We start from the raw sequence: 20,846 nt of genomic DNA on the forward strand, positions 1-20,846 counted from the left end.
TGGTTCCAGCGCGACACAGCGTCGCATCCGCCCCCTGCCCATCGGGCCGGAATCAGGGTAAAATGTCGCGCTTCCCCACATCTCGGGTATGCCGATGCTGCGCATCCAGGCTGAAGCGCTTACTTACGACGACGTCTCGCTCGTCCCCGCCCATTCCATCATCCTGCCCAAGGATGTGACCCTGGAAACGCGGCTCACGCGCGACCTGCGGTTGAAGCTTCCGATCCTGTCGGCTGCCATGGATACCGTCACCGAAGCGCGCCTGGCCATCGCCATGGCCCAGCTCGGCGGCATGGGCATCATCCACAAGAACCTGAGCGTGGAGCAGCAGGCCGCCGAAGTGGCCAAGGTCAAGAAGTTCGAGGCCGGCGTCATCCGCGACCCGATCACGGTCGGTCCGGAAACCACCATCCGCGATGTGCTGGCGCTGACCCAGGCACGCAACATCTCCGGCGTGCCGGTGGTGGACGGCGGTGGCCAGCTGGTCGGCATCGTCACCCACCGTGACATGCGTTTCGAGACCGAGCTGGACGATCCGGTCCGCCACATCATGACCAAGAAGGATCGCCTGATCACGGTCAAGGAAGGCGCCGCATCGGACGAAGTGCTGCAGCTGCTGCATCGCAACCGCATCGAGAAGATCCTGGTGGTCAACGATGATTTCGCCCTGCGTGGCCTGATCACTGTCAAGGACATCCAGAAGAACACCGATTACCCGAACGCTGCCAAGGACATCTCGACCCGCCTGCTGGTCGGTGCCGCGGTAGGCGTCGGTGGCGATACCGATCGCCGCGTCGAAGCACTGGTCGCGGCCGGCGTGGACGTGCTGGTGGTGGACACCGCGCACGGCCACTCGCAGGGCGTGCTGGACCGCGTCAGCTGGGTCAAGAAGCACTTCCCGCAGGTGCAGGTCGTGGGCGGCAACATCTGCACCGGCGAAGCGGCATTGGCCCTGCTGGACAGCGGCGCGGACGCGGTCAAGGTCGGCATCGGTCCGGGCTCGATCTGCACCACGCGCGTGGTGGCCGGTGTCGGCGTGCCGCAGATCACCGCCATCGACCTGGTGGCAGAGGCGCTGCAGGACCGCATCCCGCTCATCGCCGACGGTGGCATCCGCTACTCGGGCGACATCGGCAAGGCGCTGGCCGCCGGTGCGTCCACCATCATGATCGGCGGCCTGCTGGCCGGTACCGAGGAATCGCCCGGTGAGACCGAGCTGTTCCAGGGCCGTTCGTACAAGAGCTACCGCGGCATGGGCTCGCTGGCCGCGATGGAGAAGGGGTCCAAGGACCGCTACTTCCAGGACGCCTCCAGCGCCGACAAGCTGGTGCCCGAAGGCATTGAAGGTCGCGTGCCGTATCGCGGGCCGGTCGGCGGCATCATCCACCAGCTGATGGGCGGCCTGCGCGCCACCATGGGTTACGTGGGCTGCGGCACCATCGAGGACATGCGCAGCAAGCCGAAGTTCGTCAAGATCAGCGGCGCCGGCCAGCGTGAGAGTCACGTCCATGACGTGCAGATCACCAAAGAGCCGCCGAACTACCGCGCCTGATGCGGCATGAGCAAAGAGGAACGAGGAAGCTGATTCCCGTTCCTCTTTCTCTATCTGCTGCTGCTTTCTGTCATCCCGTTTTCATTCCTGCTTTGCCTGGGCGCCATGACCAACATCCATAACGACAAGATCCTCATCCTCGATTTCGGCGCGCAGTACACCCAGCTGATCGCGCGCCGCATCCGCGAGCTCGGCGTGTACTGCGAAATCTGGGCGTGGGACCACAACCCGGCCGAGATCGCCGCGTTCGGCGCCAAGGGCATCATCCTGTCCGGTGGCCCGGAATCGACCACGCTGCCGGACGCGCCCGCCGCGCCGCAGGAAGTGTTCGACAGCGGCCTGCCGATCTTCGGGATCTGCTACGGCATGCAGACCCTGGCCGCGCAGCTCGGTGGTGCCACCGAAGCGGCTGACCAGCGCGAGTTCGGCCACGCCGAAGTCAACGTCGTGCACCCCGACGCGCTGTTCAAGGGCCTCAGCGATCACGGCGGCGAGCCGAGGTTGAACGTGTGGATGAGCCACGGCGACCACGTTTCCGTCGCGCCCCCGGGCTTCACCATCACCGCCACCACCGACCGCATTCCGGTGGCCGCGATGGCCAATGAAGAGAAGCGCTGGTACGGCGTGCAGTTCCACCCGGAAGTGACCCACACCCTGCAGGGCCAGGCGCTGCTGCGCCGGTTCGTGGTGGACGTGTGCGGCTGCCAGACGCTGTGGACCGCGGCCAACATCATCGACGACCAGATCGCCCGCGTGCGTGAGATGGTGGGCGATGACGAGGTGATTCTGGGCTTGTCCGGCGGCGTCGATTCGTCGGTGGTGGCCGCGCTGCTGCACAAGGCGATCGGCGACAAGCTGACCTGCGTGTTCGTCGACACCGGCCTGCTGCGCTGGCAGGAAGGCGACCAGGTGATGGCGATGTTCGCCGAGCACATGGGCGTCAAGGTGATCCGCGTCAACGCGGCCGACCGCTATTTCAGCAAGCTCGAAGGCGTGAGCGATCCGGAAGCCAAGCGCAAGATCATCGGCAACCTGTTCGTGGACATCTTCGACGAAGAGTCCACCAAGCTGAAGAACGCCAAGTGGCTGGCGCAGGGCACCATCTACCCCGACGTGATCGAGTCGGCCGGCAGCAAGACCGGCAAGGCCCACGTGATCAAGAGCCACCACAATGTGGGCGGCCTGCCGGAGCACATGAAGCTGGGCCTGGTCGAGCCGCTGCGGGAGCTGTTCAAGGACGAAGTGCGCCGCCTCGGCGTCGAACTCGGCCTGCCGCGCAGCATGGTCTACCGCCACCCGTTCCCGGGCCCGGGCCTGGGCGTGCGCATCCTCGGCGAAGTGAAGCGCGAATACGCCGAGCTGCTGGCCAAGGCCGATGCGATCTTCATCGATGAACTGCGCAAGGCCGATCTGTACGACAAGACCAGCCAGGCCTTCGCGGTGTTCCTGCCGGTGAAGTCGGTAGGCGTGGTGGGCGATGCACGCGCGTATGAGTGGGTGATCGCACTGCGCGCAGTGGAAACCATCGACTTCATGACCGCACATTGGGCGCACCTGCCGTATGACTTCCTGGGCACGGTGAGCAACCGGATCATCAATGAGCTGCGGGGGGTGTCGCGGGTGGTGTATGACATCTCGGGCAAGCCGCCGGCGACGATCGAGTGGGAATGAATCCGCCGCGTCGGCGCGATCGAACACATTGGTAGTAGTCGAGAACAAGGGCCGCAATGCGGCCCTTGTTCATTTCGTCGCTGATTCAGCCATCCGTCGACCGCGTGAGCGCTTCCCAGGCGGTTGCTTCGACCACCATCGCATCCAGCTTGTGTCGCATCAACTGCAGTGCATCGCTGCCCAGCAGCAGGTGTGCGGGCGGCGCATCGCTTTCCATCACGGCCAGCATCGCGCGTGCGGCCTTGGCCGGATCGCCAAGCTGGTGGCCGCTCTTTTCCTCCCGCGCCTTGCGGATGGGATCGAACAACAGATCGTAGTCGGCGATCGAACGCGGCGTGCGCGACATCGAACGACCGGCCCAGTCGGTGCGGAACGAACCCGGCGCGACCGCCGTGACATGGATCCCGAACGGCTTCACTTCCTTGCCCAACGCTTCGGAGATTCCCTCCAGCGCGAACTTGCTGCCGCAGTAGTACGCAATGCCCGGCATCGTGATGAAGCCGCCCATCGAGGTGATGTTGAGGAGGTGGCCGCGCCGGCGCGCGCGCATGTAGGGCAGGACGGCCTTGATCATGGCGACCGCGCCGAATACGTTCACGTTGAACTGGCGGCGCATATCGTCCAGCGGTGATTCTTCCAGGATGCCCTCGTGTCCGTAGCCGGCGTTGTTGACCAGCACATCCAGCGGCCCGACGTTCTGTTCGATGTCCGCCACGACATCGTCGATGGTGTCGAAATCGGTGACATCCAGAATGCGCCCGGTCGCGCGGTGGGGATGAAGCTGTTCGAATTCGTGCAGGGCCTGTGGGCTGCGTACGGTACCGACGACGCTGTGGCCGGCAAGCAGTGCCTCGCGGGCGAGCGCACGTCCGAAACCGCTGCTGACACCGGTGATGAGGAGGCGCCTGGGGGAGGTCATGGGTGAGGTCCAGTAGGAGTGAACCAGCACAATAGACATTGAGCCGAGCGCGGGGCAGGGCTAGTCTTGGTGAAATCTTGCCTATTCGTATGAGTATGCCGCCGTGGCCGTAGATTCTGGCAGTGTGGAACCCGCGCAGCAGCAGCGGCGTATGGTGGAGCTTCTTCAGGCGCTGGCTCCCACGGAGGGGTACTCCCTGACCGCGCTACCGCAGGTACGCGTCCTGCGTTCGGATCGTCCCCTGGTGCGCACGCCGGTGTTGTACGACCCGGGTATCGTCATCGTCTGCCAAGGGGCCAAGCGCGGTTATCTCGCCGGGCAGATGTACCTGTATGACGAGCAGCATTACCTCGCCGTGTCGGTGCCGGTGCCGTTCACCATGGAAACCGACGCTACACCGCAGCGTCCGCTGCTGGCGATCTACCTGCACCTGGACTTTGCACTTGCCACCGAGCTGGCGCTCGCCCTGGATGCGGCAGGGGTTGCCGATCAGCCGGCCCCGGAGAGCATGGTGTCCAGCCGCATGGATCCAGCACTGCGGACCACGGTGCTGCGTTTTCTTGAAGCGATGCAGCAGCCGGTGGAAGCGGCCATCCTGGGGCCGGGACTGGTACGTGAACTGTACTTCCGCGTCTTGTCCGGTCCACAGGGGGCAACCATCCGTGCCGCGTTGGCGATGCGGGGTCACTTCGGCAGGATCGGCAGGGTGCTGCGCCGTATCCACGCTGACTACGCGCAGCCGCTTGACCTGGCGGAGCTGGCTGGCGAGGCGGGCATGAGCGTGCCCACCTTCCACGTCCACTTCAAGGCCGTTACCCGCACCACGCCCATCCAATACCTCAAATCCACGCGCCTGCACCAGGCGCGATTGTTGATGGTGCGCCAAGGCGTGAGTGCGGAGGCGGCCGGGTACGCGGTTGGATACGCCAGCCCGTCGCAGTTCAATCGCGAGTTCAAGCGGCTCTTCGGTTTGACCCCGGTCGGTGAAGTGCGGCGCATGCGCAAGAGCTTCAGCTTGCCGCCCGCATTCCCTGGGTCAGAGTATGTGTCCTCGCATTGAGGCCCAGCCCCGCAGTTGACTCTAAATCTACCAACTAGTAGAGTGGCGACATCGGCACTGTGCCGCCAAGTCGCTATTGAACATGGTCATGATCGATGCTCTCTCTCCCAAGGCCGCCGAGATTGTTGCGGAAGCCCGGTCATTGCTTGAACGAGGCGGCTACAACGGCTTCAGCTATGCCGATATCTCGGCCAGAGTGAACATCAGCAAGGCCAGCATCCACCATCACTTTCCGAGCAAGGCCGAGCTGGTGCGCACCGTGGTGGCGCTGTACCGCGCGGAGGCCCGCGAGGGCCTGGCGATGCTGGACAGGCAGCTGGGCGACCCGCTGAAGGAACTCAATGCCTACGTCGACTACTGGTCCAGCTGCATCACCGGCGGCACGGCGTCGTTCTGCATCTGCGCCATGCTGGCGGCAGAGTCGCCGATGATTCCGGCGGAGATTGCCGACGAAGTGCGCGGCCACTTCGAGGATCTCAGTGGCTGGTTGACCGCTACGTTGGAGAAAGGCGTCGCGCAGGGGCAGTTCCAGCTGCAGGGCGCCGCGTCGGATGAGGCCAAGGCCTTCATGGCGTCGGTGCATGGGGCCATGCTGGCTGCGCGCGGGTTTGGGGATGCGCAGACGTTCGTGGCCCTTGCGCGGCTGTCGGTTGCCCGGGTGACTGCACGGCATTGAATCGTTTTTCGTAAGCCCGCGTCGCGCGGGCTTTTTCATGACCATCGCGCCTACCTACTAGTAGGTTATATCGAGGATTCCTCCCATGACACATCCGCTCTCGGCACTCGGTGTACTGCACACCGCCATCAGCCTCATCCCCGTGCTTGCCGGTCTGTACGGCTTCGTGCGCCACCGGAAGATTGACCCCGCCAACGGGGCCGGCAAGCTCTATCTGGTCGGCCTGGTGCTGGCGGTGGCGACCTCGTTCACCGTCTCCAGCACCGGCGGCCTCAATCCTGGCCATGCCTTTGGCATCGTGGTGCTGCTGGTGGCGTTCGGTGGGGTACTGGTGAACCGGATCGGATTTCTTGGCCTGCTTCGGCCGTACCTTTCCGCCTTCGCGCTTTCCTTCAGCTTCCTGCTCGGCCTCGTACCTGCGGTCAACGAATCGCTGACCCGCCTGCCGGTTTCGCACCCGCTGGCCGCCGCGCCGATGGCGCCAGTAGTGCTGCAGACGCTGCTGGGTTGCTTCGTCGTGTTCCTCATCGGTTTCGCCGCGCAGAGTTGGATGATCCACACACGCAACACGCGCATGTCGCTTTGACACATCCGGACCGTCATGGCGCAGCCGGACGCGTCAACGCATCCAGGCGCTCCAGCGCGTCGCTGAAACGAATCGCGTCGACCAGGCGGGCCACCGGGGTCAGTGCAGCGGCCAATGGGTTGCCGTCTGCCTGCAGCTGATCACGGAGACGTTCGAACACGTCCTGCGCGTCGGCATCGTTTTCCACCAGCAGGCTGCGCAACCCCGCCAGCAGCTCGGCCGCCGCAGGGCTGGGCGGGTCGGTTGCCTCGCGGTCGCTGGCCTTGGCCAGGACGGGCGCGCTGCTGCTTCCGTCGAGCCCCGCAGCATGGATGGCGTCGAGGACCGGCTGCAAACCAGCCACGGTGTCGGCCAGGAGCGCGTCGATCTGATCATCGCCTGCGTTGTCCACGCATGCCTCTTCCAACCGGCCTGCCGCTTCCGCAACGTCATGGGCGCCAACGGTGCCCGCCGATCCGCGCAGGGTGTGCGCATGGCGCATCGCGGCCTCGGCATCATGTTCCTGCCGCGCCTTCGCAAACCTGCCCGCGAAGCTGGCGTTCTCGGTATGGAACAGACCCAGCAGGCGACGGTAGAAGGTCACGTCGTTATCGATGCTGGACAGCGTCGAGACCACGTCGATCCCGGCAATGGCGGGGACGTCCGCCACTGGCTGAGCGCTGGCACGCGGGGCAGTCACGGCCTTCGAGGGCGCCGCCGCGCGGATCCACTTCGCCATGCAAGCAAACATCACCTCCACGCGCAGCGGCTTGGCGATATGGTCGACCATGCCGGCAGCAAGGACCTTCTCGCGGTCACCGGCCATCGCGTTGGCGGTCATCGCGATGATGGGCAGGTGCTCGAATGCCGGCTGCGCGCGCACCCGGCGCGTTGCTTCGTAGCCGTCCATCACCGGCATCTGGCAGTCCATCAGCACGCCATCGAAGGACGGGTCGCGCGCGAGGATGTCCAAGGCCTCCTGGCCGTTGACCGCCAGTACGACCTCGATGCCGGCCTGGCGCAGGAACTCCAGCGCGACTTCCTGGTTCAGTTCGTTGTCTTCCACCAACAGCACGCGCGAACCCCGCAGGTGCTCGACGTGGGTGGACGGCTGCGATGCTCTCACCTCCGCGCGGCTGTCGGCGAAGCTGCCCGCGCCCAGTGCCTGGCCAATGGCCTCCAGCAGCGTCGAGGAGGTGACCGGCTTGGTCAGCGTGCCCTTCAGGCGCGCGCCCGTGGCCTCCGCTTCGGCCATCGCCTCGTCACGCCCGAACGCGGTCACCATGATGACTGCCGGCGCATCGCCCGCGTTGAGCGACTGCAGCTGGCGAACGACTTCCACGCCGTCCATCGCCGGCATCTTCCAGTCCATCAGTACCAGGTCGTAGGCGATGCGCTTGGCGTGCGCCTGGCGCACCATCCGCAACCCCTGCGCACCGTTGCGCGCGGTCTGGACCTCCAGCCCGAACTGCCTGGCCATGGTCGACAGGATCTCGCGTGCCGCCGCATTGTCGTCCACCACCAGCACCCGCAGTCCCTGCAGCTCTTCGGCACGGAACACGCGGCGCGGGGCAGGGTTGGCCTGCAGGCCGAAGTGGGCATGAAAGTGGAAGGTCGAGCCCTCGCCCGGGGCGCTCTCCACCCAGATCCTGCCGCCCATCAACTCCACCAGTGTGCGCGAGATCGCCAGCCCCAGGCCCGTCCCGCCGTACTTGCGGGTGGTGGAACCGTCGGCCTGGCTGAAGGACTGGAACATCCGCGCGCACTGCTCGGGCGTCATGCCGATGCCGGTGTCCTTGACCCAGAAATGCAGCTCGGTGCGGTCGGGGGCCTGAGCAACGGTCTCAATGCCAAGAATCACCTCACCGTGCTCGGTGAACTTGATGGCATTGCTGCACAGGTTGAGCAGGACCTGGCCCAGGCGCAGCGCGTCGCCCACCAGCGCGGTGGGCACATCGGCGGCACAGCTGAACAGCAGCTCCAGGCCTCTGTCCTCGGCCTTCATCGAGACCAGGTTGGCCACGTGGTCGAGCACTTCCTCCAACCGGAAGTCGACCTGTTCCATCCCCATTTTGCCGGCCTCGATCTTGGAGAAATCGAGGATGTCGTTGATGATCCCCAGCAGCGCCTCCGCAGAGCGGTTCACCTTTTCGATGTAGTTGCGCTGCCGGGGCGCCAGCTCGGTCTGCAATGCCAGGTGCGACATGCCGATGATGGCGTTCATGGGGGTGCGGATCTCATGGCTCATGTTGGCCAGGAACTCGCTCTTGGCCTGCGTGGCCTCTTCGGCAGCCTCCTTGGCCAGGTGCGTTTCATCCTCCAGCTGCCTGCGCCCGGTGACGTCCTGGTGGATGCCCACCAGGCGCAATGCGCGGCCACTGGCATCGCGCTCGGTGGCGCGACCCAGCGAATGGATCCAGCGCCACTCGCCCGAGCGTGCCTTCAGGCGGAACTGCGCGTCGAAGTCGGGCGCGTGCGGGTCGTTGATGTAGTCCTCGAACTGCCGGTGGACCTCGACGCTGTCCTGCGGATGCAGCATGTCGTTCCACGCGCGGGCGGCACCGCCGGCCGCGATGAGTTCCTCCAGGGTGTAGCCCAGCATCTCGGCCCAGATGGCGTTGACCTCGCTGGTGGCGCTGGCCACGTCCCAGTCCCACAGCCCCAGGTTGCCGCCGCGCAGCGCGAAGCCAAGCCGCTGTTCGGTGGCACGCAGGCGGGTGACGTCGCGCACCGCCGCGCACACGCAGACGCCGGTGCCGCCAAGATCGGGCAGCCGCGACAGACCCACGTCGATGGGGAACTCGCTGCCGTCCTTGCGGCGGCCGGTCAGCGCAGTGCTGCGCACCGCCATGGAGCGCGCGCCACCGGCATGCATGAACCCTTCGCGCAGCTTGGGGTGGGCGGCGCGCACTGCGTCCGGCACCAGCTGCTCGATGAAGCGACCATGCAGCTCACCACTGTCGTAGCCGAACATGGCCTCCAGTTGCGGGTTGACCATGGTGATCCGTCCATCCGGACCCGCCACCAGCATGCCGTCAGGCGATGAGTCGAAGATGCCGCGGTACCACGCCTCGGTGGCCTCGATCGCATCCTTCTGCGCGGCCAGTTCGGTGGCCTGGGTTTCCAGTTCCGTCGCCTGTTCGCGGGTTTCCTCGAGCAGCAGTCGGGTGGCTTCGCCGCGTTCGATGATTTCCAGGTTGCCTGCAAGCACCGGCAACGCCGCGTCCAGCAATGCCTGCCGCGCGCGCGTCGGCAGTTCCAGGCTGGCGATCTCCAGCACGCCGATCAGGCGGTCACCGCGCAGCAGGGGAGTGATGCTCACCGATCGTGCCGCTGATTGACCCAGTGCGGAGCCGATGCGCAGGTAGTCGGCAGGCGGTTCGGTCAGCACGGTCGGCGCACGGGTGACGGCGCATTGCCCGGCGAGGCCTTCGCCCAGACCGATGTAGTGCCCGGGTGCGGCGTGGTCAAGCGTGGCGAACCCCGACAGCAGGCGCAGCCTTTGGTTTGCAGGCTCGTGGATGTACAGGGCTCCCCGGCCGATGCCCAGCAGGGGGGCCATGAAGGCGAAGAAGATGCTGGCGAGTTCTTCGCTCGTGGTGGCAGCCTGCAGTTCGGTGGAGAGAGATGCCGATGACGCCTTGACCCAGCGCTGCTCGTCCAGCTCGCGCGCACCTACCTGCAGGACGGCCACCGCGCGGGCCAGGGCACCGATGTCGTTCGGGTACGCGGTATGCGGTACTTCGTGCTGCAGGTCGCCTGCCGCGATCCGCTCCACCGCCTTGCGCAGCTCGATGGCGGGGATGCCGATGGAACGCGTGATCAGCCACGCGAACAACGTGCTGAACAGGCCGCCCAGCACCAGGATGCCCAGTACCCACAGTTTGGTCCGGGCGGCCAGGTTCTGCACCTGCTGCAGCGAGGCACGCGCGCCTTCTTCCTTGGTGATGACGACCGCTTCCATGGCGCTGGCCACTGCGTCGCCCATGCGCGCGAACTCACGGCTCGACACCCGTTCCCGCGCTTCCTCAAGCCTGCCTTGAGCGGCTGTCTCCAAAACCTGGGCCACGTTCTGGCGGTAGGCGGCATAGCCTCGCCTGAAGCTGGCCAGATGCTGGCGGTTGCTGTCGCGGAAGATGCGCCCCTCGAGGGCGTCCAGCTCGCGCTGCAGATGCGTATGCTCGTTCTCTATCTCCTGCGTGGCCAAACGCTGCAACGCGGGATCGGCGGTGAGCAGCGCCTGGCGCAGATGGCGCCCCATCGTTGCGTAGTGGAACTGTACCGCGCGTGCGTTGGAGACGCCCTGCAGGTCCTTTTCGTACATGACCTGGATTTCCGTGCCGAGCCTGCCCAGCGCTTGGACACCAAGGATGCCCAGCGCGATGGCCAGCAACAGCATCACCGAAAACGCGGTCGCCAGCTTGTTGCCCAGTGACGCCCGCTGGAGGTAGCGGGTCAGCATGTTCATGCCTCAGCCGCCTTGTCGTCGAACTGAGCGGAAATGCGCTGGAATTCGGGAAGGAGCTGCAGGAAGGCGTCGAGGATGTCCGGATCGAAGTGGGTGCCGCGGCCCTCGCGCATGAGGGCCACCGCTTCGTCGTGGGGCATCGCCGTTTTATAGACGCGGCGGCTGAGCAGCGCGTCATACACATCGGCGACGGCCATGATCCGCGCCGACAGCGGGATCGCCTCGCCAGCCAAGCCTTGCGGGTAGCCGCTGCCGTCCCACTTCTCCTGATGCCCGTAGGCGATCTCCTTGGCATAGGCCAGGAAGGGCACCGGCATGCCCAGCGCATCTTCGGCATGCTGGATCGTGTCGCGCCCCAGCGTGGTGTGCGTTTTCATGATCTCGAACTCGTGCGGCTCGAAGCGCCCGGGTTTGAGCAGGATGCTGTCCGGGATGCCGACCTTGCCGATGTCATGCAGGGGCGCGGACTTGAACAGGATGTCGATGGTGGCGTCGTCCAGCTGCGCGCGGAAGCGCGGGTGCTCACGGAGCGCGATCGCCAGTGCACGGACATAATGCTGGGTGCGGCGGATATGGTTGCCGGTTTCGTTGTCGCGCGTTTCGGCGAGCGAGGCCATGGCATGGATGGTGACGTCCTGGATCGCGGTGATCTCGCGCGTCCGCCGTTGCACCTCGGCCTCCAGGAACTGGTTCTGGTCGCGCAGAAAGTCCGCCCCCGCCTTGGCCTGCAGCTGCGTGGCGACCCGGGCGACCAGCAGGGGAGGGTTGATGGGTTTTGTAATGAAATCCGCCGCGCCGAGTTCCAGCCCCTTTCTCTCGTCCTCGGTTCCGGCCATGGCGGTCAGAAAGATGATGGGTATATGCCGGGTACCCGGTGAAGCCTTCAGCGCCCTGCAGACATCGTGCCCGGACAGGCCGGGCATCATCACATCGAGCAGAATCAGATCGGGAAGCGGGGCTGACCGTATGGTATTCAGGGCGGCCTCGCCGGAGCTGGCCATTTTGATCCGGTACTTACTCTTCAGCAGGCCGGAGATAAGCCAGAGATTCTCGGGGGAGTCGTCGACAGCGAGTATGGTGGGGCGGGCCGGCGCGTCCATGGAGGTTTGCATTGCCCACTCCCCAGTCCATTTTCGGCACTATCTCCCAGCGCGAGGCATGCGTGCAAGTACCTGCCGGCGGCTGGGGGTCCGCGCCTCACGAGGAGCGGGACTCCCCGCGCGCACAGGCGTCCCACCGCCCAGCCGGGATTACCCGACCTGTAGAGCCCGGCCATGCTTGGCTGGACTGCCCGGTTCAAACGATCACCAGGTGGCCTCAAGCGTCCGGAACGGCTTGCCCAGCAACACGCCCTGCGCATCGAAATCCTTCACCGCGCGGCCATCGACGCGTACGGTTTTGGGCACTGCCCGGTTCGGCCACCACACCCGCACCGCCGTGCCGGCGCGCAGGCCATTGCCCAGCGTAAGCGTGAGCGTGCCATCGCGTTGCACAGCCTGCATCTGCAGCGTGCCGAAGGCGGTCGGCAACCGCTCCACGGCCAGCCCATCGCCCACCAGCCATGACGGCGGCGTCCCCGGCAGCAGCGACAGCGCGTCATCGTCCTCGCGCATCAGCATGCCGAACAGGGTGCGGCCATACTCCGCGCCGATCCACGTATGTGGCATGTCGCCCAGGTAACGCGGGAAGCGCAGCCGCGAATGCACCACCTCGGCCAGCACCTGCCACTCGAGCGGGCGACGGTCCTTCAGCAGGCCCTGCAGCAGTTCGTCGGCCGCCTCGGGTTGATCAAGATGCACGTAGCTGAGCACGTTGCGGATTTCATAGGGCGTGTAGGCGTAGAGATCACCCGGCTGGCTGCGCTTGCGTACGTCGTCCAGATAGCGCGCGAAGGTGGTGCGCAGCGCCTGCGCCGGCAGCACGTCCTGCGCGCCGGTGGGGTCCAGTGCGATGGACACGCCGGTGGGGTCACCATCGCCCAGATCGGCGGACGAGGGGATGAAGTCGATGCCTTTCCACGCCATGGTGGCGCGGATCGACGCCGCCAGCGCGTCGTGCAGGAGGCGGTACTGTTCGCGCGCCCACGCCGCGGTTTCGTGATCGCCCAGCGACTCGGCCAGCCACGCGCCATCGTGCCAGCCCTTCAGGCCCCAGTAGTCATCCCAGTAGCTGTGGGTGGGCGAGGGATAGCCTTCATGGCTGATCGAAGGCGCAAGAATGCCGGCAAACCGTTCCGGCGAGGGCCGGCCGGCCATGTAGCCGGGCACCAGCGTGCGCTCACGCAGTTCCTGCAGGAAGCGCATGGCGGCCTTCACCTTGGGCAGGTAGGCGCGCACCGATTCCGGCCCGCCATCCAGGCGCGCGACATCGGCGATCAGGGCGATGTACTGGCCCTGGCTGTCGTATTCGATGTCCGAGCCGAACCCGGTGTTGACGCTGCCGTCGTTGTTGAGGATGGGCGAGACCAGTCCGTTGGCGTGCACGCCGTGTTCGCTGTACCAGGCGAGGTAGTCGCGCGCCACCTTGGATTCGCCCATGCGCAGCAGCACCGCCGAGGTGGCCATGCCATCGCGGATGAAGGAGCGGTTGTAATTGCGCGGGCCGGGCTGCATCGCCGGGCCGGTCTGGTTGATCAGCATGTACGCCGCCTGGGCGCGCAACATGTCCACCAGCGAGGGGGCGGGAAGGCGCAGCCCGACCTGGCCGAGTCGCTGCTGCCAGTCGCTGGAGACGCGGCTGGCCAAGGCCTCGAAGAGGGCGTCTGGATCATGCGCGCTGTTGCCGAGTGCGAGCGGCGGCGCCTCGGGCAGCACGCCGTGCGCGTCTGCCGCCGCCGTGCCGAGCGGGAAGGCGACGACCACCGAGCGGCTGGCCCCCGGCGCGAGCTGGACGCTATAGGCGAGCGCCGCCGCCGCCATGCCGTCCGGATCCTCGGCGTGCTGCGTAGTGGGCAGCACGCCGGCGGCGATCGCGGCCGTGATCTCGCTGCTGCCGTCGGTGCCGAAGGGGGCGGCTCCCGAAGCATCGACGGGGGTCAGCGACTGCAGCAGCGTGCGGCCATTGACGCGCACCGACGTGCCGTCCACCTCCACCGCGCGGATCGGTGAGAGACCCCCGTTCTGCCATGGCGGATTCATCTGCATGGGCCGCACGGCAAGGGTGAGGTTGCCTTCCACCGGGGTGGTGCCGGTGTTGTGCAGGCGATGGCGCACCAAAGTCACCGGCTGTCCGCCGATCTCCACCGCGAAGGCGTCGCTCTCCAGTTCCAGCCCCGGTTGCGGCGACCATGTGGCCGAGGGCATCGGCTTCCAGCCATCGCGCAGTGCGTGGCGAACCCGCTTGTCGGACGCCGCGGCGGTAGTGCCATCGGCATTGCGCCAGATCGGCTGGACCAGCGGTGCGCCCTTGAAGGCTTCGATGTTGCCGTACTCGTCGAAGATGGATTTCTGCAGGCCGCCATGCACACCCACGGCGGTCCAATAGGTCTGCTGCATATGCAGCGAGGCCGGGAACAGGGCGTGCTGCGCCCCCGTGGCGGCGATCTGGTAGCGCTTCATCGGCGTCATCACCGCCGCTGGGCCAAGCAGGCGCAGCCGGGCGATCTGCGGGCTGCCGCCGTCGACCGTGAGCCGCAGCGCGTGCGCGGTGATCGGCACCGCACCTGCCAGCCAGCTCTGACTGCGGTTACCGGCCTGCGGGTCGCGCGCCAGCTCGGTCCAGTGACCCTGGCCGTCCTGCGCCTGCAGGCGGGCCGCGCCATGCGCACCCGCCCACTCCACGGCCAGGCCGGTGGTGGGCTGGGCATGCAACAGCGCGATATCGAGGGTGTGGGAGGTGCCGGTGCCGGGGGGAACCGCTACCGGAGGACCGCCTTGCCACAGCGTCGCTGCCTGGGTCGCATCCAACCCGGAAATGCGTGCGCCTGCGCCAGCGTCCAGGGGCTCCAGCTCGAAGATGGACACGCCCCAGTCCGAGGTGCGCGCAGGACTGGCCAGGCGCAGGTAGCGTGCCTGCCGGGGCGCGAAGTACAGCGTCTCGATGCCGCCGAGCGAGTCGCCCATGGTGTACGCGGTCTGCCAGTGCGCGCCGTCCAGCGAGGTCTGCAGGCTGTATCCCTCGGGATTGGAGACGTCCCAGGTGAGGCGCGCGCCGGCGAGTGTGGTGGCTTGGCCGAGGTCGATCTGGAACCAGTGGCCGGGGCTGAAGGCGCCGCCGGTAACGGTCTTGGGGTCGCCATCGATGAGGTGGCTGACCGCCATGGCCGGCACCTGCTGTGACGAGCTGCTGGCCTGCCACTGGCTGCGGGGCGGCAGTTGCTGGGCGAAACAACCGGCGGCCAGGGTCAGGGCAGGGAGGAGCAGCGCGAAGGCCCTGCGGCGGGGACGTCGCGAAGCGGTACGGCGATCAACGGGCAACACCATCGATGCATCCTCACTTCATGCAGCCTCCCATTGAGGCGGCCACACGCTAACAGGGGGTGTAACCGGTTACATGACGCATCGCAATATCGCGGCGCAGGATCAGGCGACACACCTGGAGGGGAGGGTGGGCGACATTCGTGGCCAAGGAGGGGGCAGCGCCTGCTGCCTGCCACGCTGGACGCGGCCGAACGACCCGCGGGTTGACGCATCGTCAACCTGCGCACCGTGCGACTTGACGGGCTGCTGGTTCAACGCACCTCGCGCTTTCCCCACACTGGTTTCCGAGGTCGCGGCGCTCCTGCCGCCGACCACCACACACCAGTACCGGGGAAAACCAGCACATGATCAGCATTCCTGTTTCAGACACGTCGCACGCCCGCCTGTCCCGCGCTTCGCGCTGGGTGTGCTGCATCGGCTATGCCGTGCTCGCCGTGATCTTCGCGTCGTCGGCGCTCAGCGGTCACCGCCAGGCCGAAGCGATTCTCAAGGATGCGGTGACCGTGCAGGCGCCGGTGCAGGTCGACCATATCGAAGAAAAGCGCCGCAAAGGCCGCGTCTCCTACCAGTACCATTTCCGCTACGACTTCGAGGTCAATGGCGTGGCGCACACGGGCGAGTTCTCCACGTCCGAAGACAACGCCACCCCTTACCTGGGTGAGGAGCCGTACGTAGCCGTGGCCTATTCCCGTGCCGACCCGTCGCAGTTCGATCGCCTGGAGCGGCTGGAAAGCCAGAAGGGGCTGGGAGCGGTACTGGGCCGCGTGGTGGTGGCCCTGGGCATGCTGGCCATCCTGGTCTTCGTCGTGCACCTGCTGCTGACCCGCAAGTTGTTCGTGCGGCAGACCCCTGCCGCCTCTGCGGCCTGAGCGGGAGCGCGGGCGTGGAGCGTGCGTGCGAGGTTGACAGCCGATCCGGCCACGGTAGGGTGTGCGACTCTCTTCCGTTCTGGTCGTTTCCCATGCCTGCCCCGGAGTTCGCGGACCTGCTGTCTCGACACATGCGGCGGATCCGCGCCAGCGCAGGCGGCGTGGCCGCTGAAATCGGGATCAGCCGCGAGGCCGTCAACAACTGGCGGGCGGGAACCTCCCGGCCCAGCCGGCGGCACCGCGACCGGGTGCTGGCCTGCGCCAACTACCTGCGACTGACCGAGACCGAATGCAATGCGCTGCTGCAGTCGGTGGGTTTCGAGCCGGAGTTCCCGGTGGAACCTGAAGGGGGTTTGCCCATCGCCGAGGCCGTCAGCGCTGGCAATGTGCCGGCCACGGTGACACGCCTGTTCGACCGCCTGCAGGCGTTGCGACCTTACCCGGTGAGCCTGCTGCTGACCCAGGCGCATTGGGGGCAGCCGCCCGAACGCGAAGCGATCCTGGCCGAGGCAACCGCACGCTACGGCCAGGAGCGGGTGTTGCACCTGCAGCCGCCGTTCCGCGCGGGCGAGGGCGACCAGGACTACTTCGCGCTGCTGGCGGCGCAGTGCGGGCTGGAAGGGGTGACGTCGGACGCCGGCTTCGAAATGGCGCTGGCGCGGCGGTTGCAGCAGCCGGGTGCACTGTTCTGTCTGGTGAGCCGCTTCGAACAGGGCGCGGCCGGTCCGCGCGATGTCCTGGCCGGTATCCTGCGCAGCCTCAGCGAGATGTACAGCGGCAAGCTGCACCTGCTGATCTGTGGCGGCGCGGCGCTGGCCGATCTGAAATACCAGGGCGGCGATCTGTCGCTGCTCAATATCGCGGCCAGCGAAAGCTGGCCCGAGCTTGGGCTGGACGACCTGCGTCGTAGTGCCCCCGGCATTGCCGACGACACCCTGGCGCGCGCGCTGGATCTTTCCGGTGGCCATCCGCTGCTGGCCCAGGCCGCGCTGGTGCTGCTGGCCGACGCGGCGCAGGGCGACGAAGCGGTGATCGAAGCGCTGTCGACGCATCCACGCCTGTGGGAATCGCTGTTGCCGATGCTGCGCGAGCCAACGGCCCGTGCAGCAGTACGGGGCTGGTTGGAGCGATCGCCGATCACGCCCGCGCGCCCGTACCTGATGGACCCGCTGCTGCGACAGTTGTACTGGAGCAACCTGCTGGCACCGCGTGCCGGTGCGAATGGGGTAGGGCTGGAATGGCGCTGCGAGGCGATACGACGAGCCGTGCGCCAGGTGATCGAGGGTCTGGAGGCGATGCCGGCATGAGTGCGCCTGCCCGCATCTCGGCGCGCCTTGGCTTGCAGCTGGTGCTGGTCGCCGGACTGGCCTGGTTCGTGGGCAGCTTTCTGTTCGTGCCTTGGCTCAACCCCGTGCAGCTGTGGCGGATGAAGCGCGATGGTGAAAGCATGATGCTCATGCAGCGCGCCAACATCGACATGATGTTCCTTCGCGAGGAGGCGTTGTCGTACTGGTTGCAGCACGAAACCTGGCCGGACCATGTCAGCGTGCCCGGCGTGCACGATCCTGCGGAAACGCTGGTGGAGGCTGAACTGCCCGCACCGAACGTGCTGCGCCTGCGCTTCACCGACCGCTTCCCCGCCAGCAGCGGGCTGCGCGGTACCGTGATCGAGCAGACGCTGGAGCCGCGCACCCAGTACTGGCGATGCGTGCCGGGCGACCCCGCGCCGCCGTCACGCTGGTTGCCGGCGAACTGCCATGCGCAGGCGCCGTGGACGGTGGTCCAGTGGTTGTCGATGCTGCTCGGGCTGGCGGCGCTGGGGCTGGCTGCGTTGGGCCTGCTCTGGTACCGGGTACGGCCGGCGGTGGCCGAGATCGTGCGCGAGCCGCGGCAGTTGTTCGTACAGCCGCTGGAAGGCTTGCCGGCCATCGACCGCCAGCTGGGCTGGTTGCGGCTGCGCGATCGGGTGCTGGCCGGTGCTGGCGTGGCCACGGTGCGTTGGCGCGAGGCGCTGCGCCATCTCCAGGCAACGCCGACCACGCGCGCGCTGCAGTTGGCCGCGCGCATCGGAGCGGTCGATGCCCCTGCACGTGAGTGGGCATTGACCGGGCTGGTGCGTGAGTGGACCTTGCCAGGCAACCTGCCGCTGGCGCTGGAACGGCTCTGGCTGTACCAACCGGATCCCGCGATGACCGGCGACGCCATCGTGCAGCAGCTGCGTGGCATGCCCAATGGCCAGGACGTGGTGCTGGTGGTCAGCCCGTCGCTGGCGGTCGAGCCTGCGCTGGCGGCCTACGCCGACGACCCGGCCAACCTGTGCGTGTGCCTGGACCAGGTCGCGCAGACCCGCTGGCTGCTGCAGCCCGGCGCGCTGGATGGGCTGGCCGGGCTGTTGGCGCGCCAGTTGAAGGTGACCCGGATATCGCCGTACCAGACCCACGGCGGCATCACCCGTCCCGCGGCATTCTTCGGGCGCGAATCGTTGCTGGCGCGCGTGCTCAATCGCGAGCCGGGAAATTACCTGCTGGTGGGTGGGCGGCAGCTTGGCAAGACCAGCCTGATGAAGGCGATTGAACGCCGCTTCGCCGGCCATCCGCGCGTGCACTGCGTGTACCTGTCGTTGCGTGATCATCGCCTCACCGTGCGACTTGCACTGGAGCTGGGCTTGGCCGAAGACACCGGGATCGATGCCCTGGTGGCAGCGCTGTCGGCACGCGCGGAAGGGCGCGGCGTGCTGCTGCTCATCGACGAGACCGACCTGTTCCTGCGTGCCGAGGCGGCGCAGGGCTATCCGCAACTGGCGGCGCTGCGCGCGCTGAGCGAAGAGGGCCGCTGCCACTTCATGCTCGCCGGATTCTGGGATCTGTACGAAGCGGTGACCCTGGACTTTGCCTCGCCGCTGCGCAACTTCGGCGAGGTCATCCATGTGGGCGGACTGGAGGAAGATGCCTGCCAAGCGCTGGCGACCGAGCCGATGGCGCGGCTTGGCGTGCATTTCGCCAGTCCCGATCTCCCGCAGCGGCTGGTGGCCGCATGCGGCCGGCGGGCCAACCTGGTGGCCATCGTGTGCCAGCAGCTGCTGACCCAGCTGGGCCGTGGCCAGCGGGTGATCGACGCCACGCAGGTACATGCCGCGCTGGTGTCCGAGCCCGTGTTCGATGCGCTGGCCGGCTGGGCGCGGCTCAGTCCCGATCCGGTGGCCTGCCGGATCGACCGCATCGTGGTGTACCAGGTCGCCTGCGCGCAGCTGCGTGGCAGTGGCGAGCGCGGCATCCCGCTGGTGGAGCTGCTGGCCGCCTTCGATGGCGCGGGCGTCGTACTGGATCCGGAGCAGCTGCGGCGCGCGCTGGCGCGGCTGCAGCTGGCGTATGTGGTCCGTCGCGATGCGGACGGGTTGCCCTATGTGTTCGCGGTACCGGTCTTCACCACCCAGTTCCAGTTGGAAGAAGTGCAGGCGCTGCTGCAGCGCGAGTTGCAGGCGCTGGCGACGACGACGCTTCACTGACGTAATCCACTTGGATGCAGGCGTCATCTGCGCATCTTCGTGACGCGTTGCCCTGTGTGTGTGCATGCGATTCTGAGATAGTGGCGCGATGTTCGTGCGCCATGGCGGAGTAATGCTGCATCCACAGGAATTGTCTTCGTTGCAGATTGGCGCGGTGCTGGCCCAGGCCTATGGCGTGCGCGCCCGCCACGTGGTGCAGCGGCCGGCCGGTGCCGATGCCGGCGCCACGGTCTACCAGGTGACCGCCGACGACGGCACGCGCTGGTGGCTGAAGTGCCGGCGCTATGCGGTGGGCGATGCGGTCTGGAACGTGCTGCGGCACCTTCGGGGTTCGCTGGGACCGGCCGATGTGAGCGCGCCGCAGTCCACCTTCGCCGGTGCACCGGCGGTCCAGGCCGACGGGTTGCAGTGGACGCTGTTCGCGTATGTCGAAGGTCAGTCGGGTTTCGAGGCAGCGTTGTCGCAGGCACAGTGGCATCGTCTGGGCCAGGTGCTGCGCCGCGTGCATGAAACCGTGCTGCCCGCGGAGCTGGCCACGGGCCTGGCGCAACCTGGGTTTGATGACGACACCGCCGTGGAGCGGGTAGGGGCGTGGCTGCAGCGCGGCGACGGCCAATGGCCGTTGCTGGACGGGCTGGCCGAAGACTACCTGCGCGCCTGGCGCCGGCACCGCCCGCGCATCGCCGAAGTGCTGCAGCGCTGCGTGGCGCTGCGCGGACGGCTGTCCGGGCAAGCCTGGTCGCGCGTGCTCTGCCATGGCGACCTGCACGCAGGCAACCTGCTGCTGCGCGACGATGGCGGGCTGTGCCTGATCGACTGGGACGACATGCTGCTGGCGCCACGTGAGCGCGACCTGATGTTCATCGGTGCCGCCGTGGGCGGGCGTTGGGGCCGGGACGATCCGCCGGGTTTCCACGAGGGCTACGGTGCGTTGGCAGTCGATCCCGCGCGCCTGGCGTACTACCGCCATTGGCGCATCCTGCATGACCTGCAGGAGTTCCATGACCTGCTGCTCGAGCCCGGTGCGGCGGCGCGCCCGCCCAGCCAGCGTCGGCAGGCGCTGCGCTACATGGACGAGCAGTTCGCGCCGGGGAACGTGGTTGACGCCGCCACCCGCAGCTGGGCCGCCTTGGCCTAGCCGTT

At 67.0% G+C, this 20,846-nt stretch carries 13 protein-coding genes; 9 read left to right on the forward strand and 4 right to left on the reverse strand.

From position 1 onward, the window contains the following. Window positions 1-94: 94 nt before the first annotated feature. Window positions 95-1,552 (forward strand): IMP dehydrogenase, encoded by a 1,458-nt coding sequence (guaB, locus tag AC3ITN_RS08620; RefSeq protein ID WP_313342621.1) that lies wholly within the window; start codon window positions 95-97, stop codon window positions 1,550-1,552. A gap of 105 nt (window positions 1,553-1,657) precedes the next feature. Next, on the forward strand, window positions 1,658-3,223 hold the full coding sequence (gene guaA, locus AC3ITN_RS08625; protein WP_489392665.1) for a glutamine-hydrolyzing GMP synthase: 1,566 nt from the start codon (window positions 1,658-1,660) through the stop codon (window positions 3,221-3,223). Between the two features lie 85 nt (window positions 3,224-3,308). Here the strand turns inward: guaA and AC3ITN_RS08630 are convergent, their stop codons facing one another. Next, on the reverse strand, window positions 3,309-4,142 hold the full coding sequence (locus AC3ITN_RS08630; protein WP_489392666.1) for an oxidoreductase: 834 nt from the start codon (window positions 4,140-4,142) through the stop codon (window positions 3,309-3,311). 151 nt (window positions 4,143-4,293) lie between these two features. Here AC3ITN_RS08630 and AC3ITN_RS08635 point away from each other — a divergent pair, with 151 nt between their 5' ends. The 3 genes from AC3ITN_RS08635 to AC3ITN_RS08645 all read left to right on the forward strand — a co-directional run bounded on the left by AC3ITN_RS08635 (window position 4,294) and on the right by AC3ITN_RS08645 (window position 6,464). Continuing rightward, window positions 4,294-5,202 (forward strand): AraC family transcriptional regulator, encoded by a 909-nt coding sequence (locus AC3ITN_RS08635; protein WP_489392667.1) that lies wholly within the window; start codon window positions 4,294-4,296, stop codon window positions 5,200-5,202. An 88-nt stretch (window positions 5,203-5,290) separates the two neighbouring features. Further along, complete coding sequence (locus tag AC3ITN_RS08640) at window positions 5,291-5,878, forward strand: TetR/AcrR family transcriptional regulator (protein ID WP_489392668.1); 588 nt, start codon at window positions 5,291-5,293, stop codon at window positions 5,876-5,878. An 85-nt stretch (window positions 5,879-5,963) separates the two neighbouring features. After that, window positions 5,964-6,464: a hypothetical protein gene (locus AC3ITN_RS08645; protein ID WP_489392669.1), complete on the forward strand. Its 501-nt coding sequence runs from the start codon at window positions 5,964-5,966 to the stop codon at window positions 6,462-6,464. Between the two features lie 13 nt (window positions 6,465-6,477). Here the strand turns inward: AC3ITN_RS08645 and AC3ITN_RS08650 are convergent, their stop codons facing one another. The 3 genes from AC3ITN_RS08650 to AC3ITN_RS08660 form a co-directional block, all read right to left on the reverse strand. After that, a complete protein-coding gene (locus AC3ITN_RS08650; RefSeq protein ID WP_489392670.1) occupies window positions 6,478-10,911 on the reverse strand; it encodes a response regulator in 4,434 nt (1,477 codons plus the stop codon). Further along, a complete protein-coding gene (locus AC3ITN_RS08655; protein ID WP_489392671.1) occupies window positions 10,908-12,023 on the reverse strand; it encodes an HD domain-containing phosphohydrolase in 1,116 nt (371 codons plus the stop codon). Before AC3ITN_RS08655 ends, AC3ITN_RS08650 begins: the two co-directional genes overlap by 4 nt. A 192-nt stretch (window positions 12,024-12,215) precedes the next feature. Further along, window positions 12,216-15,332, reverse strand: a complete 3,117-nt coding sequence (locus AC3ITN_RS08660) for a discoidin domain-containing protein (protein ID WP_489392672.1) — start codon at window positions 15,330-15,332, stop codon at window positions 12,216-12,218. Window positions 15,333-15,673: 341 nt separating this feature from the next. Here AC3ITN_RS08660 and AC3ITN_RS08665 point away from each other — a divergent pair, with 341 nt between their 5' ends. The 4 genes from AC3ITN_RS08665 to AC3ITN_RS08680 all read left to right on the forward strand — a co-directional run bounded on the left by AC3ITN_RS08665 (window position 15,674) and on the right by AC3ITN_RS08680 (window position 20,841). Then, window positions 15,674-16,198: a hypothetical protein gene (locus AC3ITN_RS08665; protein WP_489392673.1), complete on the forward strand. Its 525-nt coding sequence runs from the start codon at window positions 15,674-15,676 to the stop codon at window positions 16,196-16,198. A gap of 92 nt (window positions 16,199-16,290) precedes the next feature. Next, entirely contained in the window at window positions 16,291-17,505 is a 1,215-nt protein-coding gene (locus tag AC3ITN_RS08670) for a hypothetical protein (protein ID WP_489392674.1), read from the forward strand. Then, the gene (locus tag AC3ITN_RS08675; RefSeq protein ID WP_489392675.1) at window positions 17,502-19,703 is read left to right on the forward strand and encodes a hypothetical protein; all 2,202 of its coding nucleotides are present in this window, start codon (window positions 17,502-17,504) and stop codon (window positions 19,701-19,703) included. The genes AC3ITN_RS08670 and AC3ITN_RS08675 overlap by 4 nt, the downstream gene beginning before the upstream one ends. 112 nt (window positions 19,704-19,815) lie before the next feature. Next, complete coding sequence (locus AC3ITN_RS08680; protein WP_489392676.1) at window positions 19,816-20,841, forward strand: phosphotransferase; 1,026 nt, start codon at window positions 19,816-19,818, stop codon at window positions 20,839-20,841. The last annotated feature ends 5 nt before the right edge of the window (window positions 20,842-20,846 follow it).

The organism is Stenotrophomonas sp. KH_036_B (assembly GCF_057839485.1).